Here is a 21824-nt window from a genome sequence, read left to right as displayed (position 1 = left end):
CTTCGCCTCATTCGAGGGGAAAGGCAGGCCGCCCGGTCGCCAGGGTGGGAGATGCGCGCATCCGTGCGCCCGTCCCGTCCGATGGCCGGACCGATTCATCCGGAGCTCCGGGAGGCACGCCACACTGGCGCGCGACCGGGCGGTCCGGCGGACCTGCCGCCAGGCCGGCTTCGCATCCAGCAAGCCACACCACGTCTCTTCCAAGGGGTCAGAGCCGATGTCCTTCACCCGCACCGCGACGCTCGCGCGCGCCGCCCTCCTCGGCCTCGCGGGCCTCGGCCTCGCAGCCGCTCCGGCGCTGGCGCAGCCGAAGAAGCCCGCGGCCCCGGCGCCGACCGCGCCCGCGCCGGCCGCTCCGGGCGGCACCCCGGCGGCCAACACGCCGGCCGCGCAGACCGGCCCGCAGATCGTGACCGTGAAGTCCGAGCCGAGCCAGGCCGACTGGACGAAGGTCTGCGGCAAGGACCAGGGCTCGGGCACCGACATCTGCTACACCACCCGCGACTTCGTGTCCGACCAGGGCCAGCCCGTCCTGGCGGTGGCCGTCTACGAGATGAAGAACGCCGCCCAGAAGCAGGAGGTGCGCGTGGTGCGCTACCTGCTGCCGCTCGGCCTGCTGCTGCAGCCGGGGATCCGGTTCAACGTCGACAGCCAGAGCCCGACGGCCGGCCGCTTCGCGGTCTGCTTCCCGAACGGCTGCTTCGCCGAGGCCGGCGGCGTCGATGCCGGCGTGATCGCCGCGATGAAGAAGGGCACGACCCTCAACGTCTCGGTCCAGAACCAGACCCAGCGCGAGGTCACCTTCGCTGTGCCGCTGGCCGGCTTCGGCAAGGCCTTCGACGGCCCGGCCATCGACCCGAAGGTCCTCGAGGAGCAGCAGAAGAAGCTCCAGTCCGAGCTGGAGAAGCGCTCCGAGGACATGCGCAAGAAGCTCGAGCAGCAGGGTGGCGCCGCCGGCGCGGCTCCGGCCGCCGGCGGCGCGGCCCCGGCCGCCAAGTAAGCGATCCCGCAACCGTTCGGTATCGGCCCGCCGCCTGCGCGGCGGGCTCGTCGAGGGCCAGGCCGCAAGGTCTGGCCCTTCGTGTTTTCGAGATCCGGCCTGGGAGCCGTGCCCGATCGCACGGCGCCGGCGTTCACGATTCGGCAAGAGACAGCGCGATCCCGGGCTCGCGCCGGAGCACCAGCCCGCCGGCATCGAGCTCGGCGGCACTGTCGTTGGCGCGGTCCGGGGCGCGGAAGAGGCCGGCGGTCAGCAGCGCCGCGGCGGCGAGTCGGATCATGGCGGCGGACTTAAGCGACGGCACCGGCCGTCGCGGGAGGCTATCGCGGCGGTCTTGCCAGGGTCTTGCCAGGATCTTGACGACCCCGTCCCGCTCAGTTCGTGGCGCGGTCGCGCATCCGGTAGCCGCCGGCGGCGTCGCGTTCGAACATCTCGGCGATGCCGGCATGGCGCAGGGCCTCGCCCGACGTGTCGGGCAGGAGGTTCTGCTCCGACACGTAGGCGACGTACTCGGTCTCGGCGTTCTCGGCGAGGAGATGATAGAACGGCTGGTCCTTGCGCGGCCGGACCTCCTCGGGGATCGACAGCCACCATTCCTCGGTGTTGTCGAAGACCGGATCAACGTCGAACACGACGCCCCGGAACGGGTAGATCCGGTGGCGCACCACGGCCCCGATCGCAAATTTCGCGGTTCTCAGAGTTACGTCCGTCATGGTTCAACCCGTCCAGATCGGACAGATAGGTCCGAAGACGGATTGTGTCACCCGGCCGCCGCGGATGCCTGCGTTTCCGCAATGCGGACCAGACGATCGCGGACGGCGATCGCTTCCGGCAGCGGCCGCCACAGGACGGTCATCTCGGCGATGCGGCCGGCCGCGTCGAGGCGCCAGTAATCCATGCCGTCGAGCCGGCTCGGACCGGCCGCAGCCCCGAAGAACGCGGCGGCATGCCCGGGTCCCTCCAGGATCTCGCGGATCTCGAAGGCGTCGATCACCTCCAGAAGCGCGTCGACCACCGGCCGGATCGCCGCCTTCCCGCGCACGGGCTCGGCGGCCAGCGGCGTGTTGAGCACCACTTCCTCGGCCATCTGCGCCAGCATGGCGTCCCGGTCCTTGGCCTGCAGGGCGGCCGCGAAGGCGTGAACGTGGGTGAGATCCATCGGAGATCTCCTAGAGCTAGAGGGTGTGGATGCCGAGTTCGGCGGCGATCGCCCGGGCGGTGGCCTCGCGCCGGGCGGTGATGTCGGCGGCGGCCGAGCGCGCCCGCGCCACGATGGCCGGCGGAGCCGTGCGGGGTGTGCCGCTGTCGAACGGCGGCTCGGGGGCGTACTGCATGCCGAGCTGGATCGCCTGGGCGGCCTCGTCGCCGCGCAGTTCGGCGGCGAGCCGCAGCGCCCCGTCGATCCCGGCCGTGACGCCGGCCGCGAACACCCAGGTGCGGCCGTCCGCATCGCGGTCGATCACGACCCGTTCGTCCACCGGCATGGCCCCGAACAAGGGGAGCAGGTGGAAGGCGTTCCAGAAGGTCGTGGCCCGTCGCCCGACTAGGAGGCCGGCCGCGCCGAGGACCAGCGCGCCGGTGCAGACCGAGAGGACGTGGCCGGCGCCTGCCGCCTGGTCGCGGATCCAGCCGAGCACGGCGGCATCACGCATCAGCGCCTCCTGGCCCTGGCCGCCCGGGACGTGCAGCACGTCGAGACGCGGCGCCGCCGCCAGGGTGGCGTCCGGTAGGATCCGGAGGCCGCGGACGTCGCGGACGGGTTCGAGGCGCGGTGCGTAGACCCGGTAGGTGCTGTTGGGCACCCGCGACAGGACCTCGAACGGGCCGGTGAGGTCGATCTGGTCGAGCCCCTCGAACAGGAGCGAGCCGATCTGCAGGTGGGTGTCGGGCGGGATCATGCGGAGCCTCCGTGGTGGACAGGGGCACCTTACCGCGCCAGGATCTGGCCGAGATGCCAAAGATCCCTCGTTTCTCGCCAGATGCGCCGCGACCCGTGGAGGTGCTGGCCTTCCCGGCGGTGCAGCTCCTCGACGTGGCCGGGCCGCTCCAAGTCTTCGCCACCGCCAACGAGCAGGGCGGCGTCGGGCTGCCCTACGCGCCGCGGGTGATCGCGGCCGGCGACGTGGCGCTCACCGCCTCGGCGGGCCTGCGGCTGGTGGCCGACCCGCTGCCGGAACGCGACGCGCCGGTCGACACGCTGGTGATCGCGGGCGGACCGGGCGTCCTGGCGGCCTGCGCCGATCCGGCGCTTTCGGCCTGGGTGCGGGCGCGGGCGGGCCAAGCCCGCCGGGTCGCCTCGGTCTGCACCGGGGCGTTCCTGCTCGGAGCGGCGGGGCTCCTCGACGGGCGGCGGGCCGTGACCCACTGGAAGCATTGCGGCGCGCTGGCCGCACGCTACCCGCAGGCCCGGATCGAGCCCGACCCGATCTTCGTGCGCGACGGCCCGGTCTGGTCCTCGGCAGGGGTCACGGCGGGCATCGATCTCACCCTCGCCCTGGTCGAGGAGGATCTCGGCCGCGCCGTCGCCCTGGCGGTGGCGCGCCACCTCGTGATGTTCCTGAAGCGCCCTGGCGGGCAGGCGCAGTTCAGCGCGACGCTCGCTCTGCAGGCAGGAGAGGAGCGGTTCGGGCGGCTCCACGCCTTCATCGCCGACAATCTGTCCGGCGACCTGTCGCTGCCGGCGCTCGCCGCGGCGGCCGGGATGAGCGCGCGCAGCCTGAGCCGGCACTATCTGGAGGCGACCGGCCTCACGCCCGCCAGGGCCGTGGAGCGCCTGCGGGTCGAGGCCGCCCGGCGCGCGCTCGCCGAGACGGCGCAGCCGGTGAAGCGCGTCGCCCGGATCTGCGGCTTCGGCTCCGAGGAGACGATGCGGCGCAGCTTCCTGCGGCACGTCGCGGCGACGCCGCAGGAGTACCGGGCGCGGTTCGGGGCGTGAGAGGGGCTCAGACCGTCGTGCGGCATTCGAGGGCCGCGCATCGGGACTTTTCCCATGCACTTCCTCTTCCTGAGGTGCGGCGAAGCCGCCTCGAAGGAGAGCTCCAGGGACCACAATGGCTTCTGGAGCCCTCCTTCAGGCCCGCTCGCGCGGGCACCTCAGGATGAGGGGGGTGGATGGGAGGAGGCCGGTTCGAACCCGCGACGCGCCACCTCTCCCGCACGGGAGAGGGGACCCGCGCTTCGTCCAGTCAACGCGGCGCCGCACACGACGCCCGAGTCCGGGAGCCCGCTCAGCCCAGCTTGTAGACCGCCGCAAGCTCCGGGTCCTTGGCCGCCACGAGCTTCGCCAGATCCACGATGACCTTGGCCTGCTTCCAGGTGGCGTCGTCCTGCATCTTGCCGTCGAGCATCACCGCGCCGGTTCCGTCCGGCATGGCCTCGACGATCCGGGCCGCGAAGGCCACTTCGGCCGGATCCGGCGCGAAGACCCGCTTGGCAATCGCCACCTGGCTCGGATGCAGCGTCCAGGCGCCGGCGCAGCCCATCAGGAAGGCGTTGCGGAACTGCGCCTCGCAGGCGTCGCCGTCGGAGAAATCGCCGAACGGGCCGTAGAATGCCTTGATGCCGTTGGCCATGCAGGCATCGACCATCCTGGCGATCGTGTAGTGCCAGAGATCCTGCTGGGCCGTGGCGCGGGGGGCATCGCCGGAGGGATCGCTGAGCACCCGGTAATCCGGATGGCCGCCGCCGACCCGGGTGGTCTTCATGCCGCGGGACGCCGCGAGATCCGCCGGCCCGAGGCTCATGCCGTGCATCCGCGGCGAGGCCGACGCGATGGCGTCGACATTGGCCACGCCCTCGGCGGTCTCCAGGATCGCGTGGACCAGGATCGGCTTCGTGACGCCGTGGCGCGCCTCGAGCTGGGCGAGCAGCTGGTCGATGTAGTGGATGTCCCAGGGCCCCTCGACTTTGGGCACCATCACGATGTCGAGCTTGTTGCCGACCTCGGCCACGATCGTGAACAGGTCGTCCAAGATCCAGGGCGAGTTGAGGGCGTTGATCCGGGTCCAGAGGCCGGTGCCGGTGGAGGCGAAGTCGGTGGCCTGAGCCATCGCCACGAAGCCCTTGCGCGCGGCCTCCTTCTGGTCGGCCGGGACCGCGTCCTCCAGATTGCCCAGCACCACGTCGACGGTCCCGGCGAGATCCGGTACCCGGGCGCGGACCTTGTCGTTGTGGGGCGGCACGAAGTGGATCATCCGCTCCAGCCGCACCGGCAGCTCGCGGAACGGGGCCGGCGCGCCGGTGGCGAGGGGCTGGAAGAAGCGGCGGGGCAGTTTCATCGGGTGCCTCTTGTCAGGGCTGGCGTCTGGCCCCGTTAAGGCAGGCTTGGGCGGGCGCGTAAAGCCGCGCCGCGCACACGTGATCTCGGACTTTCGGTGCAGACCGGCTTCAGCCCCGCCGGCCGCCGCGCTCGCTCATCCCGATCCGGCCGAAGAAGTCGCCGGTGCTGCCGGCCACCACCACGAGGCGCCGGACCTCGCCCCGCAGGAACGCCTGCAGGAAGCGGTTGTAGTCGCGGAATGAGACGCAGCCGTTCGAGGCACCCGGCTGGCGCAGCATGTAGGTGTGGGCGAGCAGGCCGTCGCGGCCGTGGATCGCGGCGCTGCCGCCGACCGGGTTGAGGCGGATCGCCCGGACCCCGTGGAACAGGCGCTCGCGCTCGGTCAGGTCGTAGGTGCCGGGCGGCGTCGAGCCGCGCATGCGCACGTGGACGAAGCGCGGGTTGTCCATGGCCTCGCCGAGGCCGGAATGCGCCTCCAGCACCTCGCCGGAGGGCAGCGTCACGGTGCGGGCGCTAATGTCGTAGACGGCCGTTCCGGCGACGGATTCGGGGGCGGGGCTGACCCGGGTGCGCGGCGCCTCCCGCGGCAGGGCGTCCGGGCTGGCATAGGCCAGCGCCTGGCGCGGCTCCTGACGGTTGTCCTGAGACGGCGCGGCGCCGCCGACCCCGAACAGCTTTTCGAAGAAGGACGGCTCCTCGGCCATCGCGGCGCGGAACACGTCGCGGGTGCGGGGCAGGGCACGAGCGGCGACGCGAGTGGGCGGAACGGCGGCCTGGCGCCGCAGCTCGGCCGGACGCGCCACCGGCAGCGGGACCAGGACGGAGGCGGGCACGAGGGCGGCGGGCGTGGTCTCGGCGGCGGCGACCCGGACCGGCGCCTCGGCGACCTTCTCGGCAGCTTTAGCCTGCGCGACCCGGATCTGGGCCGCCCGGGCCTGATCAACCTTGATCTGCTCGGCCCTGGCGACCTGCCGGGCGATCTCCCGGACCGCCGGGGACGGCTCGGCGACGGCGACCTGGAAGGCGGGGGTGGGCGGAGCCTCGCTGCCGAAGGCGGTCGCGGTGCTGGAGCCCAGGGCCGGGCTCGGGTCGAGCATCCAGGCGATGCTCGGCTTCGACGCGGCGCTGCGGGCGACCGGCCGGACCGGAGCGTCCGGCGAGAGCGCGGGCGCCGCCTCGGCGGCAGCGGCAGTCTGCTCGTCGTACGGGGCCGGCCCCTGCGGGTGGCTGAGCACGGCCCAGCCGGCCAGGGTCATGGCCGTCAGGGAGATGAGCGCGGTCAGCCGGGCGCGGCGGCGGGCACGACGCATGGCGCTCGGATAGGGCGCCCGGGTCCGGATGACGGGATCGTAGGCGGTCTCGACGTAAGTGATGCGCGGCGGCGCCCGGCGCAGGGGCCCCGCGCTCAAATACGCGGTCTGGAACGCGGCTTGGGACAACGCAGCCTGGGCCATTCGGGAAACTCGCGTACGCGCTTCCCCGTGGGCAGCCGCCGCCGTTCGCCCGCGAGAGCCTGTCTCGCGTACGTGGCTTGGGTCGCCCGTCTGGGGAGGACATCAACCGTCCGCCCCATTAAGCCGCAGCGTGGTTAATCCCCGCTAAAGAGACAGTTTCCGCGCGCGCTCCCGAGTTGGGACACAGCCTCAGGTCGTTGATCCGGGCGTTTCGCCAGGCGCGTCCATCGGCCCGTGCCGGCGCGCGACCAGCAGGCAGAGCAGGGCCACCGGCACGCCGATCAGCGACGTGCCGACGAAGAACCACGCGAAGCCCGTCCATTCGATCACGAAGCCCGAGAACCCGGCGAGCAGGCTGCCGGGCAGGGCGCAGAGGGAGGTCAGCAGGGCGTACTGGCTCGCCGCATGCGCGGTGGCCGAGAGCCGGGACATGTAGGTGATCAGCACGATCGACGCGAAGGCGTAGGCGAAGCCGTCGATCCCCACGGTCAGCGCGAAGGTCCAGAACGCCGCCCCGCCGTGGCCGCCGTGCCAGGCGAGATAGGCGAGGGCCAGGTGCGAGGCCGAGGCCGTGACGGTGCCGATCAGCAGGCTCACCATCATGCCAATCCGCGGGATGATGGCGCTCGCCAGGAACGTCCCGCCCAGCGCGATCCAGAAGCCGAACAGCTTGGTCACGGTGGCGATGTCGGTGTTGGAATAGCCCAGCGTCTTGAACAGCGGGATCGCCATGGCGTTCGAGACGTAGCCGGGCATCCGGAAGCCCGCGACCAGTGCCAGCACCGGGATGGCCAGCGGCCCGAGCCGGGCGAGGAGGTCGCGGATCGGCGCCCAGACGGTCTCGACAAAGCCGCCGGTGGCAGGCGTCTCGGGGGCGGGGGGCTCGGGGGCGAGGAGCGCCGCGATGGTGCCCGGGGCCATGAGCGCGGCCATGCACAGGTAGGCGGCGCGCCAGCCATACGCATCGGACAGGTAGAGGGCGCCCGCCCCTGCCGCGAGATTGCCGACCCGGTAGCCGATCTCCGACCAGGACGACATCAGCGCCTGCTGCTCGGGCGGCGCGGCGGTGATGCGCCAGCCGTCGATCACCACGTCCTGGGTGGCGCCCGCGACGCCGAGCGCCAGCGAGAACGCCACCGTCCAGGCGAGCCAGTGGGCCGGATCGCCGAAGGCGACGCCGGCGAGCGCCAGCGCCACCAGGATCTGCGTGGCGACGATCCAGCCGCGGCGGCGCCCGAGCCAGCGGCCCAGCAGCGGCGCATCGTGGCGGTCGAGGAACGGCGCCCAGAGGAACTTGAGCTTGTAGGCGATTGTCAGCTCACTCATCAGCCCGATTGTGGCGAGCGGCACCTTCGCCTGGACGAGCCACGCCGACTGGGTCGCGTAGACGAGCAGGAATGGGATGCCCTGCGCGAAGCCGAGGCCCAGCACCGCGGCGACGCGCCGGTCGGTGAACAGGGGCGTAAGGAAGGCGCCTGTGGCGGCCTTCACCGGCTCGGGCGCGCCGGTGACCTGCGCCGGGTTTGCCATCCACGCGTCTCCTGACCGCCGCCCCTCAGGATGAGGGGTCATGCCCGGGCGCGAGGCGCCCCTCACCCTCACGCCGCCTTCTTCCCCCGTTCGGCGATCTTCACGAGGCTGCGCAGCACCTCGGTGGCGGTCTTGAGCCGCGCCGGGACCGTATTCAGCTCGCGCACGAACACGACGCTCATGTCGGGCCGCACCTTCGCGAACGAGGCCTGCTCGGCGACGTAGGCCACGAGCCCCTGCGGGTTGGCGTAGGAGCGGTCGCGGAAATGGACCACCACGCCCTTCGGCCCGGCCTCGACCTTCTCGACGTTCGCCTTGAGGCAGAGGATCTTGATCGTGCCGATCTTGAGGAGCTGCTCCACCTCCGGCGGCAGCGGCCCGAACCGGTCGATCATCTCGGCCCCGAAGCTCTCCATCTCGGCATCGTCCTGGAGGGTGGCGAGCCGCCGGTAGAGCGCCAGCCGCACCCCGAGATCCTCGACGTAATCCTCCGGGATCGTCACCGGCGCGCCCAGCGCGATGGTCGGCGACCACGCCTCCTCGGGCACGTCCTCGATGCCGGCCTTGAGCGCCGTCACCGCGTCCTCCAGCATCTGCTGGTAGAGCTCGTAGCCGACCTCCTTGATGTGGCCCGACTGGGCGTCGCCGAGGAGGTTGCCGGCGCCGCGGATGTCGAGGTCGTGGGAGGCGAGCTGGAAGCCCGCGCCCAGCGTGTCGAGGCTCTGGAGCACCTTGAGGCGCTGCTCGGCCTGGGCGGTGAGCTGGCGGTTCGCCGGCGTCGTGAACAGCGCGTAGGCGCGCGCCTTCGAGCGCCCGACGCGGCCGCGCAGCTGGTAGAGCTGGGCCAGACCGAACATGTCGGCCCGGTGCACGATCAGCGTGTTGGCGGTGGGGATGTCGAGGCCCGATTCCACGATCGTGGTCGAGAGCAGGACGTCGAACTTGCCCTCGTAGAAGGCGGTCATCACGTCCTCGAGCTGGCCCGCCGCCATCTGGCCGTGGGCCACCGCGACCTTGATCTCGGGCATCTCGGCGTCGAGGAATTTCTTGACCTCGGCGAGATCCTCGATCCGCGGCACCACGTAGAAGGCCTGGCCGCCGCGGTAGCGCTCGCGCAGCAGCGCCTCCCGGATGGTCAGCGGGTCGAACGGCGTCACGAAGGTGCGCACCACCAGCCGGTCCACCGGCGGCGTCGCGATGATCGAGAGCTCGCGCACCCCGGTCATGGCGAGCTGGAGCGTGCGCGGGATCGGCGTCGCCGACAGCGTCAGCACGTGCACGTCCGCCTGGAGCGCCTTCAGCCGCTCCTTGTGGGCGACGCCGAAATGCTGCTCCTCGTCCACGATGATCAGGCCGAGATCCTTGAAGGCGATGTTCTTCGCCAATAGAGCGTGGGTGCCGACCACGATGTCGACCGTGCCGGCGATGAGCCCCGCCCGCGTCTGCTTCATCTCCGCCGCGGAGGCGAAGCGCGAGAGCTGCGCCACCTGGACCGGCAGGCCCTTGAAGCGCTCCGCGAAGGTCCGGAAATGCTGGCGGGCCAGCAGCGTCGTGGGGACGATCACCGCCACCTGCTTGCCGGAGATCGCCGCCGCGAAGGCGGCGCGGAGCGCCACCTCGGTCTTGCCGAAGCCGACATCGCCGCAGACCAGCCGGTCCATCGGCCGGCCGGCATTGAGGTCGTCCAGCACCGCGTCGATGGCGTTGGCCTGGTCCTCGGTCTCCTCGAACGGGAAGCGGGCGGCGAATTCCCCGTAGAGCCCCTCGGGCGCCTGCAGCGCGGGGGCCTTCCGGACGAAGCGCTGGGCCGCGACCTTGATCAGCTCGCCCGCCATCTCGAGGATGCGGCGCTTCATCTTGGCCTTGCGGGCCTGCCACGCGCCGCCGCCGAGGCGGTCGAGGGCGACCTCGGAATCCTCCGAGCCGTAGCGGGTCAGGAGCTCGATGTTCTCCACCGGCAGCAGCAGCAGGCCGCCGGTGTATTGCAGCTCCAGGCAATCGTGCGGGGCGCCCGCGGCGTGGATCGTCTTGAGGCCGACGAAGCGGCCGATGCCGTGGTCGGCGTGGACCACGAGGTCCCCGGGCTGGAGCGCCTGCACCTCCAGGATCACGTCCTGGGGCCGCTTGGCCTTGCGCTTCTGGCGGACCAGCCGGTCGCCCAGGATGTCGCCCTCGGAGACGACGGCCAGCTCGCCCGCGGTGAAGCCCGCCTCCAGGCCCCAGACCGCAACCGCCGCGTCGGTGCCGCGCTTCAGCGCGTAGACGTCGGTGAGCCGGGTGATCGCTACGGGCTTCTTGAGGCCGTGGTCGGTGAGCACGCCGCAGAGCCGGTCGCGGGAGCCGTCGGACCACGCGCCCAGGATCACGTGATGACCGGATCCCTGGAGGTCGCGGATATGCGCCACCGCGGCGTCGAACACGCTGGTGTTCTCGTCGGCGCGCTCGGGGGCGAAGCTTCGTCCGGCCTTGGCGCCGCAATCGATGACGGCGCGTTCGGACGATTCGGGCTGCGCGAACGGGGTCAGCCGCGCCACCGTGGCGGTGGCGATCCGCTCCTTCAGCTCGTTCGGCGTCAGATAGAGGGCGCGGGGCGGCAGCGGCTTGTAGGGGGCGACGCCGGCCTGCGGCGTCTTCATCGCGCCCTCGCGGGCCTGGTAATAATCCTGGACGAGGCTGATCCGCTCGGCGGCGGCATCCTCCACCTGCGGGTCGAAGACCAGCGGCACGCCGCCGAGATAGTCGAACAGCGTGTCGAGGTGGTCGTAGAACAGCGGCATCCAGTGCTCGAGGCCGGCGTAGCGCCGCCCCTCGCTCACGGTCTCGTAGAGCCGGTCGTCCCGGGTCGCAGCGCCGAAGCTCTGGATGTAGCCCTGGCGGAAACGCCGGATCGTCTCGGTGGTGAGCTGGACCTCGCTCATCGGCATCAGGTCCAGCGAGCGGAGCTGACCGGTGGTGCGCTGCGTCTCCGGGTCGAAGGCGCGGATCGATTCCAGCGTGTCGCCGAAGAAGTCGAGGCGGATCGGCGCCGGCAGGCCGGGGGGCGACAGGTCGAGGATGCCGCCGCGAACCGCGTACTCGCCGGTGTCGCGCACCGTCCCGGTGCGCAGGAAGCCGTTGGCCTCGACCCAGGCCACCACGTCGTCCATCGCCACGACGTTGCCGATCGCCGCCGAGAACGCCTCCTTGGCGATGTGGGTGCGGGGCGGGACCCGCTGCACGAGGGCGTTGACGGTGGTGCAGAGGATCCGCGGCCGGTCCTCGGCGGAGCGGGTGCGGGCGAGGCGGGCCAGCGCCGTCATTCGGGCGGCGGCGACCGCGGTGGTCGGCGAGACGCGATCGTAGGGCTGGCAGTCCCAGGCCGGAAGGCTCATCACGTCCATCTCGGGCGCGACGAAGCCGAGGGCCGCCTGGAACGAGGCCGAGCGCCCGGAATCCCGCGCCACGTGGACCAGCACCGCCGGCGCATCGACGGTTGGCGCCAGGGCGCGGGCGAGGTCGGCGAGCGCCAGAGCGTCGAAGCCCTCCGGGGCGTTCGCCAGAACCGGGCTGTCGCCGCGCTTCAGGGCGTCGATCGCCCGGGCGAGCGCGGAGGATTTCGGCAGCGCAAAGCGCGCGACCGGCGGCTTGGCAGCGGGGGCGGGGGGCTTCGGCTGAGGCTTGGCCATCGGGTCTTTCGCGGGAAATCCCGCCGGGCGCGTCAGGGGTGGTGATCAGGTGGCGTTAGCCGATCGGGCCGCCGCGATAAAGCACGGCGCCGGCGGCCGGGTGGCGGGACAGAGCCTATATGGAAGCTCCGTCGCGGCAGGGAACGGCCCTGCGCCGATGTGCGGCCGATCGTCGGTCAGGGCGTCGGTCAAGGAACGCGGATCCCCTCTCCCGTGCGCGAGAGAGACAGGGTGAGGGGCGTGCCCGATCCGGAGATGGCGGATCCCTCACCCCAACCCTCTCCCGCACGGGAGAGGGGCGTGTCGCGCCGCGTCGGAGGCCGGAGCATGAGGATCTCCGGGCCCGCGCCCCTCAGGCGTCCGGCCCGACGATCTCCGCCAGTGCCGCCTCGACCCGGCCGCGGAAGAAATCCGCGTTGGGCATGGGCTCGGTCATCGCGGCGGCCCGGGCCGTGGCCTGCCGCAGGATCTCGGCGCGCAGAGCCGGATCGGAGCGCTCCATCATCTCCAGCATGATCCGCACCACCAGCTCGGTGGCGATCGACCGGGCCGGATGATCGTAATTGGGCTTCGGCTCGTCCATCGGGGGCTCTCTCAGGCGGGCTCTCTCAGGAATGGATCGGCGCGTCGTGCCGGTGGAACGCGCGCACGCGCTGCCAGACCGACGTGTCGTAGTTCGAGGGCGTCTCGACCTCGCCGGTGAGCCACTTGAACAGGTCGCGGTCGGGGACCTCGATCAGCGCCTCGAACTGGTCGAGCTCCGCCTCCGACAGCTCGCCGATCGCGGCGTCGGCGAAGCGGCCCATGATCAGGTCCATCTCGCGGATGCCCCGGTGCCAGGCGCGGTAGAGGAGGCGACGGCGGCGCGGATCGAGGTCGGCGCTCGTGCGGGTGGTGCCGGACATGGATCTCGGACCTCGGCTCGAACAAGGGGTAGGCGCTAGATAGGCCCCCGCGGCGACGGATCCAGAACGGGGCCGCGACCGGGCGAGTTACAACTGGAGGGCGAGACGGCAAAAAGAAATTGCCTCCGCCGAGCGCTCCGTTATCTCGGGCTGCAACGCCCCCGGACGGGGCGGCGAGCGGGAGTCCAACGATGCCGAAGGCGATCCGGGTCTACGAGTATGGCGGCCCCGAGGTAATGCGCTTCGAGGACGTGCCCCTGGCCGAGCCCGGCCCCGGGCAGATCCGGGTCAAGCAGGCGGCCATCGGCGTCAACTTCATCGACATCTACTTCCGCACCGGCGCCTACAAGTCCCCGCACATGCCCTACACCCCCGGCAAGGAGGGCGCCGGCACCGTCACGGCGGTGGGCGAGGGCGTCAGCCAGTTCAAGCCCGGCGACCGGGTCGCCTACGGCTCGGTGGCGGATGGCTGCTACGCCGAGGAGCCGGTGATCCCGGCCTCCGCGGCCGTGCCGATCCCCGACGGCGTCGACGAGACGACCGCCGCCGCCATGATGCTCAAGGGCCTGACCGTCGAGTACCTGCTGCACCGGACCTACGCGGTGAAGCCCGGCGACACGATCCTGTGGCAGGCGGCCGCCGGCGGCGTCGGCCTGATCGCCTGCCAGTGGGCCAAGCACCTCGGCGCCACGGTGATCGGCACCGCCGGCAGCCCCGAGAAGGCAGAACTCGCCAAGCAGAACGGCTGCGACCACGTCATCCTCTACCGCGAGGAGGATGTCGCCAAGCGCGTGCGCGAGATCACCGGCGGCAAGGGCGTCCCGGTGGTCTATGACGGCGTCGGCCAGGCGACTCTGATGGGCTCGCTGGACAGCCTCGCACCGCTCGGCCTGCTGGCGAGCTTCGGCTCGGCCTCCGGGGCGATCACCGGGCTCGACCTCGGCCTGCTGGCCCCGCGCGGCTCGCTCTACGTGACCCGCCCGACGCTCGCGACCTTCTCGTCGAACCGCGCCACGCTGGAAGAGGCGGCCGCCCGCCTGTTCAAGGTGGTCCGCGACGGCGCGGTGAAGATCGCCGTCAACGCCACCTACCCGCTGGCCGAGGCGCAGCAGGTCCACCGCGACCTCGCGGGCCGGGAGACCACCGGCTCGATCGTGATGCTGCCCTGAGGCCCGCAACCGTGATGCCCGGCAACGCCGACCTGCTCCTCGTCGTCGACGTGCAGGTCGACTTCCTGCCGGGCGGGGCGCTCCCCGTGCCGGAGGGCGACGCGGTGATCGGCCCGATCAACGCGCTCCAGCACCGCTTCCGGCACGTGGTGCTGATGCAGGACTGGCATCCCCCGGACCACGTCTCCTTCGCCGAGACCCATCCGGGGCGGGCCCCGTTCGAGACGGTGATGCTGCCCTACGGACCGCAGGTGCTGTGGCCGCGCCACTGCGTCCAGGGCAGCCCGGGCGCCGCCTTCGCGCCGGGTCTCGCCACCGACCGGGCGAGTCTGGTGGTGCGCAAGGGGCTCGATCCCCGGGTCGACAGCTACTCGGCCTTCCTGGAGGCCGACCGGTCGACCCGCACCGGGCTCGCCGGGGCGCTTAGGGAGCGCGGCATCACCCGCATCGCCGTGTGCGGCCTCGCCACCGATTTCTGCGTCGCCTGGAGCGCGCTCGATGCCCGCGACGCGGGCTTCGACGTCCTCGTGGTGGAGGATGCCGTGCGCGGGATCGACGTGGACGGATCCCTCGCGCAGGCCTGGGCGCGGATGGAGGCGGCGGGCGTGCGCCGCATCGGGACGGCCGCGATCGGCTGAGGACGTGCGGGGACCGGGAGGCGAACCGCCGCACGGGGCGCGGGTGACCGTCTCCGCCCCGGTGCGTTGGCCCGACATCAGCATCCGACAGGAGCCTGCATGTCGTCCAAGCATCTGAAGACCGAGACCCCGACCGACGCCGACCTCAAGGGCAATCCCGGGATCGGCACCTCGAAGGGCATGAGCGGCGCCGATCCTGCCGATCTGCAGGCGGATTCGACCTTCGAGGGCGACGTGGACAACGAGACCAAGGTCGATGGCGGCATCGACCCCGACCACCGGCCGCGCAAGAACGCGTGACTAAGAACGTGTGACCAAGAACGCGTGATGGGATCCCCGGGCCCGTGCGGCCCGGGTCGATCTCAGCGGCTGCGCGCCGGCGCCTTCGGCCGCTGCGGCGCGGGAGCTGCGGGCCTGGCACTCGGGCCGCCGGCCGGGACGAAGATCTGGGCCGGGCTCGCGGTGTAGCCGCGCAGCTGAGCCGCGTTGGCGGCTCCGAAAGCGGATGTGCCGTCCGCGTGGGCGGCGCCCGCCGCGCAGACCGGGAGAAGCACGGCGGCCAGGGCCAGAAGGGCGTGCTTCGACATCGGCAGGGTCCTTGTGTTCGCACGGGCCCGGACAACCCCGATCCGTGCCGGATCGCTCCGCTCTGGGACAGATCTCGCCTGCCCGACGTGCGGAACCGCACAGGCGCAGTGCCGCGCATGACGGAGCGGCCGCTTGCGCCGGAGGCCGTGTCAGACCGCCAGCCCGAGTTGCTGCGGCCCGTCGGGCTCGTCCTGAGCGAAGCCCGACAGCGATACCCCAATCAGCCGCGCGCTGCGCCGCAGGGGGAACAGGCCGGCGAGTAGGTCGAGGCCGATCCGCTCCAGATTGGTCCGGTCGGCCACGGGAACGGTGAGCGATTTCGCCCGGGTGACCTGGGCGAAATCCGAAAATTTCAGCTTCAGGGTCACGGTCCGGGCGCGCATGCCCTTGGCGTCGGCCCCGGTCCAGACCTTGTCGAACAGCGGCGCCAGCCGGGCGGCCAGAACCTCGAAGGCGGCTGTGTCCTCCGAGAAGGTGGTCTCCGCGCCGATCGACTTGCGCACCCGGTGGGCGCGGACCGGCCGCGCGTCGATCCCGCGGGCGACGGCGTAATAGTAGGCGCCCGCCGATCCGAAGGTCTCGAGCAGGCGCTCTGGCGACCAAGCGCGGAGATCGGCCCCGGTCTCGATCCCGAGCCGCTTCATCTTCGCCTCGGTGACCGGGCCGACCCCGTGGAACCGGCCGATCGGCAGTTCCGCCACGAAATCCGGTCCCATGGCGGGGGTGATGACGAACAGGGCGTTCGGCTTCCGGTGGTCGGACGCCACCTTGGCGAGGAACTTGTTGTACGAGACCCCCGCCGAGGCGATGAGCCCGGTGCGTTCCAGGATCTCGGCCCGGATCGCCTTCGCCACGGCCGTGGCGGTCGGGAGCCCCAGAAGGTTTTCGGTGACGTCGAGATAGGCCTCGTCCAGGGCCACCGGCTCGATGATTGGCGTGTGCCGGGCGAAGACCGCCCGGATCTCCTCAGAGATCGCCCGGTAGACTTCGAAGCGCGGTTTCACGAACAGCAGATCCGGGCAGAGCCGGCGGGCGGTGGCCGACGGCATGGCCGAGCGGACGCCGAACTTCCGGGCCTCGTAGCTCGCCGCCGCTACCACGCCGCGCTCCCGCGAGCCGCCCACGGCCAGCGGCAGGCCGCGCAAGGACGGGTCGTCGCGCTGCTCCACGGAGGCGTAGAACGCGTCCATGTCGATGTGGATGATTTTTCGGAGCGCGACCTCCGGATCCATCGCCGCCTCGGAGATACGCCGTGGGTTCCTGCTCTGTTCCGAGAAAGCGCGGTGGGCCGGCGGGGTCAAGCCGCGCTGGACGTGGCGTCAACAGAGATATCCCACCCGCGCCCTCATCCTGAGGTGCCCGCGTCAGCGGGCCTCGAAGGAGGGCTCCAGGAATCGCCGTGCCTTCTGGAGACCTCCTTCGAGGCCTCCGCTGCGCTCCGGCACCTCAGGATGAGGGCGCGGCTTGAAAAGTCGCTACGGCGCGCCGCCTCAGGCCACGCTGCCGTAGAGGTCGTAGGCCTCGGCCCGGTCGATCTTCACCGTGACGATGTCGCCGACCCGCACCGGGCGCCGGAAGGCGGCGTGGACAGTGCCGTCGATCTCCGGCGCGTCGGCCTTGGACCGGCCCCGCGCAACCCCGCCCTCGACGGAATCGACGATGATGGGCAGCCGCTTGCCGACCTTGGCCCGCTGGAGCCGCAGCGCGATCCCGTTCTGCGTCTCCATGAACCGGCGCTTGCGCTCGGCCTTGACCTCCGGCGGCACGTGGTCGCCCAGCACGTTGGCGGTGGCGCCCGCCACCGGCTCGTACTCGAAGCAGCCGACCCGATCGAGCTTGGCCTCCTGCAGCCAGGCCAGCAATTCCTCGAACTCGGCCTCGGTCTCGCCGGGGAAGCCGACGATGAAGGTCGAGCGGATCGCGAGGTCCGGGCAGATCTGCCGCCAGCTCCGGATCCGGTCGAGCTGGCGTTCCTGGTTGCCGGGGCGGCGCATGCGCTTGAGCACCGAGGGGCTCGCGTGCTGGAGCGGCATGTCGAGGTAGGGGAGCACCTTGCCCTCGGCCATCAGCGGGATGACCTCGTCCACGTGCGGATAGGGGTAGACGTAGTGCAGCCGCACCCAGGCCCCGAGCTCGCCGAGCTCCTTGGTGAGGTCGTAGAACTTCGCCCGGACCTGACGGTCCTGCCACGGGCTCTCACTGTAGCGGATATCGACGCCGTAGGCGCTAGTGTCCTGGCTGACCACCAGCAGCTCCTTCACGCCGGCTTTGACCAGTTTTTCCGCCTCGCGCAGCACGTCGGCGGCGGGGCGGCTGACGAGGTTCCCGCGTAGGGACGGGATGATGCAGAAGCTGCAGCGGTTGCTGCACCCCTCCGAGATCTTCAGGTAGGCGTAGTGGCGCGGGGTGAGCTTGATTCCCTGCGGCGGCACGAGGTCGAGGAACGGGTCGTGGGCCGGCGGCACCGCCTCGTGGACGGCCGCCACCACCGACTCGTAGGCCTGGGGGCCAGTCACCGCCAGGAGGTCGGGATACTTCTCGCGGATCTCCTCCGGCTGCGCGCCCATGCAGCCGGTGACGATGACCCGGCCGTTCTCCGCCATGGCCTCGCCGATCGCCGAGAGCGATTCCGCCTTGGCCGAATCGAGGAAGCCGCAGGTGTTGACGATCACCACGTCGGCGCCGTCGTGCCGGCGGGCCAGCTCGTAACCCTCGGCGCGCAGATGGGTCAGGATCCGCTCGGAATCGACCAGCGCCTTCGGGCAGCCCAGCGAGACGAAGGAGATCTTGGGGGCCGAGGCCTTGGGGGCAGGTATGGCGGTGGCGGTCATGGGCGCATTCGACGGGTCGGACACCGCCCGCGCGCGTGGCCTGTGGGACAGTCACACGGAACGCGAGGACGAGAATTCGGGATGGGTCTCCTATAGCGATTCCCGCCGGCCTGCGCGAGACCGGCCGCCGCAGGGGTGCCCGGCCCCGCGCGCGAGGCTGACTGTCGCCGGCAAACTTGGCTGTTGGGCAAGTCTTTACCGGCCGATCCTGACACCACACATCAAGAAGCGGCGGCGCCGGCCGGCGCCGAGGACCGAGGCCGTGCGCGCCGCGCGGCGGTGCCTGCGTGGAACTGCCGCTTCCCCCGCGGCATCGCCTGTGCGACGGCAGCGTGCGCGCGGCCTCCAAGGACATCAGCCCCGAACCCGGTCATGTGGACCCGAGAGATCCCCCTTATCGATCCCGTCGCGGCGGCGGCCCGGCTGCGGGCCCTGCCGGGGCTCGCCTTCCTCGACAGCGCCATGCGGCACGATCCGCTCGGGCGCCATTCGATCGTCGCCGCCGAGCCGTTCGCGCGCTTCCGGTTCCGCGACGGACGCGCGACCCTGGATGGCCGCCCGGTGCCGGGCGGGCCCTTCGCGGCCCTGCGGGCCTGCCTCGCGCCCTACCGGATCGCGCCCGGTCCTGACGAACCGTTCCCGGGCGGCGCTATCGGCTATCTCGCCTACGATCTCGGCGCGCAGCTGGAGCGGGTCACGGTGCCGGCCCGACGGGCAGGGCTCACCGACGACATCGCCTTCAATCTCTACGACACGGCCCTGGTCATCGACCACGCCGCCGGCACCGCCCGGCTGGTCGCCACCGGCTTCCCCGAGCGCGAGCCCGCCGCCCGGCAGGCCCGCGCCGAGGCGCAGCTCGCCCGCTTCGCCGACCTGCTCGGCGCCGCGGCGGCCCCGGCCCCGCGGTCCGAACCCGCCGAAAAGCTCACGTGGCGTTCCAATTTCGACCGTCAAACCTATGAAAACGCTGTCGAAAAGGTGCGCGCCTATATCCGGGCCGGCGACATCTACCAGGCCAACATCGCCCAGCGTTTCTCGGCGGACCTACCGGCCGGCTTCGACCCATTCGCGCTCTATCGCCGCCTGCGCGAGACCAATCCCGCGACCTTCGGTGCCTATCTAGAGCTGGAGGGACTGACGGTGGCGTCCTCCTCGCCCGAGCGCTTCATCCGGCTGGATGGCCGGCACGTGGAGACGCGCCCGATCAAGGGCACCGCCCGCCGCCTCGACGATCCCGCGGCCGACCGGGCGGCGGCCGAGGCGCTGCTGGCCTCCGTCAAGGAGCGGGCCGAGAACGTCATGATCGTCGACCTGCTGCGCAACGACCTGTCCCGGGTCTGCGCGCCGGGCAGCGTCGCCGTGCCCACCCTGTGCGGCCTGGAGACCTACGCGGGCGTCCACCATCTGGTGTCGGTGGTGACCGGAGACCTCCGCGACGGGCTCGACGCTCTCGACCTCCTGGAAGGGACCTTCCCCGGGGGCTCGATCACCGGCGCCCCGAAGATCCGCGCCATGGACATCATCACGGAGATCGAGGGCGACGCCCGGGAGCTTTATTGCGGCGCCATCGGCCGGATCGGCTTCGACGGGGCGCTCGACACCTCGATCGCGATCCGGACGGTGTTCATGGACGATCACCAGGCCGTCCTGCAGGCCGGCGGCGGCGTGACCCTGCTGTCGGAGCCCGGCCCGGAATACGACGAGACCCTGGCCAAGGCCGAGCGCGTGTTCGAGGCCTTCGCATGATCCTCGTCCTCGACAACTACGACTCGTTCGTCTTCAACGTCGTCCGCTACCTGGAGGAGCTGGGGGAAGAGGTCCGGGTCGTGCGCAACGACGCCCTCGACGTCGCCGGCATCCGGGCGCTGGCGCCTGAGGCCCTGGTGGTCTCGCCCGGCCCCTGCACCCCCGCGGAGGCCGGGATCTCGCTCCCGGCGATCCGCGACCTGTCGGGGGCGGTGCCGATCCTCGGGGTCTGCCTCGGCCATCAGGCGATCGGCGCGGCCTTCGGCGGCACGGTCGCGCGGGCGCAGCGCCCGCTTCACGGACAGATGACGCCGATCGCCCACCAGGGCGAGCGGCTGTTCGCCGGGCTGCCGGCACCGATGCCGGTGGGGCGCTACCACTCGCTGGTGGTGAATCCCGGCCCCGACATGGCGCAGCATCTCTCGGTCGACGCGGTCTCGCAGGAGGGCGAGGTGATGGCGCTCTCGCACCGGACCCACCCGACCTACGGCATCCAGTTCCATCCGGAATCGGTGCTGACCGAGGGCGGCCACGCCCTGTTCGGCAATTTCCTGGGACTGGCCCGCGCGTGGCGGGCGAGCCGCGACCGACAGGCGGGGCCGAGCGATGCTGTGGCGTGACGGCGCGATCGTCGCCGGGACGACCGCTGCGCTCGACCTCACCGATCGCGGCCTGACGCTGGGCGACGGCCTGTTCGACACGGCGCTCGCCCTCGGCGGCCGCGTCGCCTTCGAGGCGGCGCATATCGACCGGCTCGTGGCCTCCGCCGGCAGGCTCGGGATCCCCGCCGAGCCGGAGCGGATCCGCGAGGCTCTCCGGGCACTCGCCGGGCAGGAGGAGCGGCTGGCGATCCGCACCACCCTCACCCGCGGCTCCGGTCCGCGCGGCCTCAAGCCGCCGGACGATCCGCGCCCGACGCTGTTCGCCACCGCGGCGCCGAGCGCCCGGAGCGCGGCCTTCGCGCCCCTGCGCTTGTGGCCGACGCCGGTCGCCCGCAACGAGACCTCGCCCGCCGCCCGGCTGAAGACGCTCGGCTACCTCGACGCGGTGCTGGCCGCCCGGGAGGCCGCCGCGGCGGGCTTCGACGAGGCTTTGTTCTGCAACACGCGGGGGCACGTTGCCTGTGCGGGCACCGGCAACCTGTTCGCGCTGTTCGGGCAGAGTCTGGTGACGCCGCCGCTCACCGACGGCGTGCTGGCCGGCATCGTCCGGGCGGAGATCCTCGGCCTCGCCGCCGGATGCGGGCTGCGGGCCGAGGAACGGTCGCTGAGCCTGCCGGAATGGCGCGCGGCCGAGGCCGTGGTCCTGACCAACTCGCTGCGGCTCCTGGCCCCCGTGACGGCGATCGGCGACACCGCCTTCGCCAGCGCCCGGCACCCGGCGGTGGCCCAACTGAGCGCGGCGCTCACGGCCTCGGTGGCCGAGGCCTGCGGCGTGGCGTCGGACGTCGTCGCGTGACCGATCCGGCGCTCGCGACGGGCCGTCGGCGGCTCCGCTACGGGCTTGCGGCCCTCTACGCTTTCATCGGGATCGTGCATCTCGCGGCGACCGACGCGATGCTGCCGCTGATGCCCGGCTGGGTGCCGGCGCCGCGGCTGGTCATCCTGGCCACCGGCCTGTGCGAGATCGCCGGCGCCATCGGGCTTCTAACCCGGCAGTTCCGGCGCGCGGCCGCGATCGGCCTCGCGCTCTACGCGGTCTGCGTCTACCCGGCGAACCTCAAGCACGCCTTCGCGCACGTCCACATCGACGGCATCCCGGATTCCTGGTGGTACCACGGCCCGCGCCTGGCGTTTCAGCCGGTCTTCCTCTGGGCGGCGCTCTGGGCCGGCGGGCTGATCGACTGGCCGTTCCGCCGGCGCGGGCGGTCGTTCGGGGCCGGCGCCAAGACATCCGGGGATGCCCCGCCACCCGGTGGGGTCGTCCCGCGCGACCGGCCAGCAACGATCCAGGAACCTTGATCACAGGATCCTGGGATCCCGGGATCACGGCAGGCTTTGATCCTGTGATCCGGGCGAT

The 21824-nt window shown here is 71.8% G+C and carries 22 protein-coding genes; 9 read left to right on the top strand and 13 right to left on the bottom strand.

Annotated elements, in window-relative coordinates; genetic code table 11:
- Positions 1-217: 217 nt before the first annotated feature.
- Positions 218-1000 (top strand): invasion associated locus B family protein, encoded by a 783-nt coding sequence (locus ABIE45_RS20950; protein ID WP_192709122.1) that lies wholly within the window; start codon positions 218-220, stop codon positions 998-1000.
- Between the two features lie 133 nt (positions 1001-1133).
- On the opposite strand, the gene ABIE45_RS20945 is transcribed toward ABIE45_RS20950, so the two are convergent.
- From ABIE45_RS20945 to ABIE45_RS20930, 4 genes are all read right to left on the bottom strand, one after another.
- Complete coding sequence (locus ABIE45_RS20945) at positions 1134-1280, bottom strand: hypothetical protein (RefSeq protein WP_192709325.1); 147 nt, start codon at positions 1278-1280, stop codon at positions 1134-1136.
- A 94-nt stretch (positions 1281-1374) separates the two neighbouring features.
- Positions 1375-1713, bottom strand: coding sequence for a heat shock protein HspQ (hspQ, locus tag ABIE45_RS20940; protein ID WP_192709123.1), 339 nt, complete (start codon positions 1711-1713; stop codon positions 1375-1377).
- A gap of 47 nt (positions 1714-1760) precedes the next feature.
- Positions 1761-2159: a nuclear transport factor 2 family protein gene (locus ABIE45_RS20935; RefSeq protein ID WP_192709124.1), complete on the bottom strand. Its 399-nt coding sequence runs from the start codon at positions 2157-2159 to the stop codon at positions 1761-1763.
- Between the two features lie 16 nt (positions 2160-2175).
- Positions 2176-2898 carry a DJ-1/PfpI family protein gene (locus ABIE45_RS20930; protein ID WP_192709125.1) on the bottom strand — a complete coding sequence of 241 codons (723 nt, stop codon included), beginning with the start codon at positions 2896-2898 and terminating at the stop codon, positions 2176-2178.
- A 53-nt stretch (positions 2899-2951) separates the two neighbouring features.
- Here ABIE45_RS20930 and ABIE45_RS20925 point away from each other — a divergent pair, with 53 nt between their 5' ends.
- Positions 2952-3935: a helix-turn-helix domain-containing protein gene (locus ABIE45_RS20925; protein WP_192709126.1), complete on the top strand. Its 984-nt coding sequence runs from the start codon at positions 2952-2954 to the stop codon at positions 3933-3935.
- A 292-nt stretch (positions 3936-4227) separates the two neighbouring features.
- Here the strand turns inward: ABIE45_RS20925 and ABIE45_RS20920 are convergent, their stop codons facing one another.
- The 6 genes from ABIE45_RS20920 to ABIE45_RS20895 all read right to left on the bottom strand — a co-directional run bounded on the left by ABIE45_RS20920 (position 4228) and on the right by ABIE45_RS20895 (position 12833).
- Positions 4228-5277, bottom strand: a complete 1050-nt coding sequence (locus tag ABIE45_RS20920) for a CoA ester lyase (protein ID WP_192709127.1) — start codon at positions 5275-5277, stop codon at positions 4228-4230.
- Between the two features lie 109 nt (positions 5278-5386).
- Positions 5387-6733 carry a tlde1 domain-containing protein gene (locus tag ABIE45_RS20915; protein WP_192709128.1) on the bottom strand — a complete coding sequence of 449 codons (1347 nt, stop codon included), beginning with the start codon at positions 6731-6733 and terminating at the stop codon, positions 5387-5389.
- A 189-nt stretch (positions 6734-6922) separates the two neighbouring features.
- On the bottom strand, positions 6923-8263 hold the full coding sequence (locus ABIE45_RS20910) for an MFS transporter (protein ID WP_192709129.1): 1341 nt from the start codon (positions 8261-8263) through the stop codon (positions 6923-6925).
- A gap of 68 nt (positions 8264-8331) precedes the next feature.
- Positions 8332-11928, bottom strand: coding sequence for a transcription-repair coupling factor (mfd, locus tag ABIE45_RS20905; protein WP_192709130.1), 3597 nt, complete (start codon positions 11926-11928; stop codon positions 8332-8334).
- A 352-nt stretch (positions 11929-12280) separates the two neighbouring features.
- Positions 12281-12511, bottom strand: coding sequence for a hypothetical protein (locus ABIE45_RS20900; RefSeq protein WP_192709131.1), 231 nt, complete (start codon positions 12509-12511; stop codon positions 12281-12283).
- A gap of 25 nt (positions 12512-12536) precedes the next feature.
- On the bottom strand, positions 12537-12833 hold the full coding sequence (locus ABIE45_RS20895; RefSeq protein WP_192709132.1) for a succinate dehydrogenase assembly factor 2: 297 nt from the start codon (positions 12831-12833) through the stop codon (positions 12537-12539).
- 191 nt (positions 12834-13024) lie between these two features.
- On the opposite strand from ABIE45_RS20895, the gene ABIE45_RS20890 reads away from it, so the two are divergent.
- The 3 genes from ABIE45_RS20890 to ABIE45_RS20880 all read left to right on the top strand — a co-directional run bounded on the left by ABIE45_RS20890 (position 13025) and on the right by ABIE45_RS20880 (position 14940).
- The gene (locus ABIE45_RS20890) at positions 13025-14002 is read left to right on the top strand and encodes a quinone oxidoreductase (RefSeq protein WP_192709133.1); all 978 of its coding nucleotides are present in this window, start codon (positions 13025-13027) and stop codon (positions 14000-14002) included.
- A gap of 11 nt (positions 14003-14013) precedes the next feature.
- Positions 14014-14640 (top strand): bifunctional nicotinamidase/pyrazinamidase, encoded by a 627-nt coding sequence (gene pncA / locus ABIE45_RS20885; RefSeq protein ID WP_192709134.1) that lies wholly within the window; start codon positions 14014-14016, stop codon positions 14638-14640.
- Positions 14641-14739: 99 nt separating this feature from the next.
- Positions 14740-14940 (top strand): hypothetical protein, encoded by a 201-nt coding sequence (locus ABIE45_RS20880; protein WP_192709135.1) that lies wholly within the window; start codon positions 14740-14742, stop codon positions 14938-14940.
- Between the two features lie 62 nt (positions 14941-15002).
- Here ABIE45_RS20880 and ABIE45_RS20875 read toward each other — a convergent pair whose 3' ends face one another.
- The 3 genes from ABIE45_RS20875 to rimO all read right to left on the bottom strand — a co-directional run bounded on the left by ABIE45_RS20875 (position 15003) and on the right by rimO (position 18059).
- A complete protein-coding gene (locus ABIE45_RS20875) occupies positions 15003-15227 on the bottom strand; it encodes a hypothetical protein (RefSeq protein WP_192709136.1) in 225 nt (74 codons plus the stop codon).
- Positions 15228-15377: 150 nt separating this feature from the next.
- Positions 15378-16460 (bottom strand): DNA polymerase IV, encoded by a 1083-nt coding sequence (gene dinB, locus ABIE45_RS20870; RefSeq protein WP_192709137.1) that lies wholly within the window; start codon positions 16458-16460, stop codon positions 15378-15380.
- Between the two features lie 258 nt (positions 16461-16718).
- Positions 16719-18059 carry a 30S ribosomal protein S12 methylthiotransferase RimO gene (gene rimO / locus ABIE45_RS20865; RefSeq protein ID WP_192709138.1) on the bottom strand — a complete coding sequence of 447 codons (1341 nt, stop codon included), beginning with the start codon at positions 18057-18059 and terminating at the stop codon, positions 16719-16721.
- A gap of 372 nt (positions 18060-18431) precedes the next feature.
- Between rimO and pabB the strand changes: the two genes are divergently transcribed.
- Genes pabB through ABIE45_RS20845 form a run of 4 tightly spaced genes read left to right on the top strand, consistent with a single transcriptional unit; the run spans position 18432 to position 21766 of the window.
- A complete protein-coding gene (pabB, locus tag ABIE45_RS20860; protein ID WP_192709139.1) occupies positions 18432-19805 on the top strand; it encodes an aminodeoxychorismate synthase component I in 1374 nt (457 codons plus the stop codon).
- A complete protein-coding gene (locus ABIE45_RS20855) occupies positions 19802-20425 on the top strand; it encodes an aminodeoxychorismate/anthranilate synthase component II (protein ID WP_192709140.1) in 624 nt (207 codons plus the stop codon). The genes pabB and ABIE45_RS20855 overlap by 4 nt, the downstream gene beginning before the upstream one ends.
- Positions 20412-21263, top strand: a complete 852-nt coding sequence (locus ABIE45_RS20850) for an aminotransferase class IV (protein WP_192709141.1) — start codon at positions 20412-20414, stop codon at positions 21261-21263. Before ABIE45_RS20855 ends, ABIE45_RS20850 begins: the two co-directional genes overlap by 14 nt.
- A complete protein-coding gene (locus ABIE45_RS20845; RefSeq protein ID WP_192709142.1) occupies positions 21260-21766 on the top strand; it encodes a DoxX family protein in 507 nt (168 codons plus the stop codon). Before ABIE45_RS20850 ends, ABIE45_RS20845 begins: the two co-directional genes overlap by 4 nt.
- Positions 21767-21824 lie beyond the last annotated feature (58 nt).

It is taken from the genome of Methylobacterium sp. OAE515 (assembly GCF_041806315.1).
Lineage (GTDB): Bacteria > Pseudomonadota > Alphaproteobacteria > Rhizobiales > Beijerinckiaceae > Methylobacterium > Methylobacterium tardum.
Note: the sequence above shows the minus strand (reverse complement) of the source record. Positions and strands in the feature narration are given on the sequence as shown.

What these genes read in the sequence shown, in the direction of transcription:
- ABIE45_RS20950 (WP_192709122.1), top strand. Translation starts at nt 218, where the DNA reads ATGTCCTTCACCCGCACCGCGACGCTCGCGCGCGCCGCCCTCCTCGGC.
- ABIE45_RS20945 (WP_192709325.1), bottom strand. Translation starts at nt 1,280, where the DNA reads ATGATCCGACTCGCCGCCGCGGCGCTGCTGACCGCCGGCCTCTTCCGC.
- hspQ (WP_192709123.1), bottom strand. Translation starts at nt 1,713, where the DNA reads ATGACGGACGTAACTCTGAGAACCGCGAAATTTGCGATCGGGGCCGTG.
- ABIE45_RS20935 (WP_192709124.1), bottom strand. Translation starts at nt 2,159, where the DNA reads ATGGATCTCACCCACGTTCACGCCTTCGCGGCCGCCCTGCAGGCCAAG.
- ABIE45_RS20930 (WP_192709125.1), bottom strand. Translation starts at nt 2,898, where the DNA reads ATGATCCCGCCCGACACCCACCTGCAGATCGGCTCGCTCCTGTTCGAG.
- ABIE45_RS20925 (WP_192709126.1), top strand. Translation starts at nt 2,952, where the DNA reads ATGCCAAAGATCCCTCGTTTCTCGCCAGATGCGCCGCGACCCGTGGAG.
- ABIE45_RS20920 (WP_192709127.1), bottom strand. Translation starts at nt 5,277, where the DNA reads ATGAAACTGCCCCGCCGCTTCTTCCAGCCCCTCGCCACCGGCGCGCCG.
- ABIE45_RS20915 (WP_192709128.1), bottom strand. Translation starts at nt 6,733, where the DNA reads ATGGCCCAGGCTGCGTTGTCCCAAGCCGCGTTCCAGACCGCGTATTTG.
- ABIE45_RS20910 (WP_192709129.1), bottom strand. Translation starts at nt 8,263, where the DNA reads ATGGCAAACCCGGCGCAGGTCACCGGCGCGCCCGAGCCGGTGAAGGCC.
- mfd (WP_192709130.1), bottom strand. Translation starts at nt 11,928, where the DNA reads ATGGCCAAGCCTCAGCCGAAGCCCCCCGCCCCCGCTGCCAAGCCGCCG.
- ABIE45_RS20900 (WP_192709131.1), bottom strand. Translation starts at nt 12,511, where the DNA reads ATGGACGAGCCGAAGCCCAATTACGATCATCCGGCCCGGTCGATCGCC.
- ABIE45_RS20895 (WP_192709132.1), bottom strand. Translation starts at nt 12,833, where the DNA reads ATGTCCGGCACCACCCGCACGAGCGCCGACCTCGATCCGCGCCGCCGT.
- ABIE45_RS20890 (WP_192709133.1), top strand. Translation starts at nt 13,025, where the DNA reads ATGCCGAAGGCGATCCGGGTCTACGAGTATGGCGGCCCCGAGGTAATG.
- ABIE45_RS20880 (WP_192709135.1), top strand. Translation starts at nt 14,740, where the DNA reads ATGTCGTCCAAGCATCTGAAGACCGAGACCCCGACCGACGCCGACCTC.
- ABIE45_RS20875 (WP_192709136.1), bottom strand. Translation starts at nt 15,227, where the DNA reads ATGTCGAAGCACGCCCTTCTGGCCCTGGCCGCCGTGCTTCTCCCGGTC.
- dinB (WP_192709137.1), bottom strand. Translation starts at nt 16,460, where the DNA reads ATGGATCCGGAGGTCGCGCTCCGAAAAATCATCCACATCGACATGGAC.
- rimO (WP_192709138.1), bottom strand. Translation starts at nt 18,059, where the DNA reads ATGACCGCCACCGCCATACCTGCCCCCAAGGCCTCGGCCCCCAAGATC.
- pabB (WP_192709139.1), top strand. Translation starts at nt 18,432, where the DNA reads ATGTGGACCCGAGAGATCCCCCTTATCGATCCCGTCGCGGCGGCGGCC.
- ABIE45_RS20855 (WP_192709140.1), top strand. Translation starts at nt 19,802, where the DNA reads ATGATCCTCGTCCTCGACAACTACGACTCGTTCGTCTTCAACGTCGTC.
- ABIE45_RS20850 (WP_192709141.1), top strand. Translation starts at nt 20,412, where the DNA reads ATGCTGTGGCGTGACGGCGCGATCGTCGCCGGGACGACCGCTGCGCTC.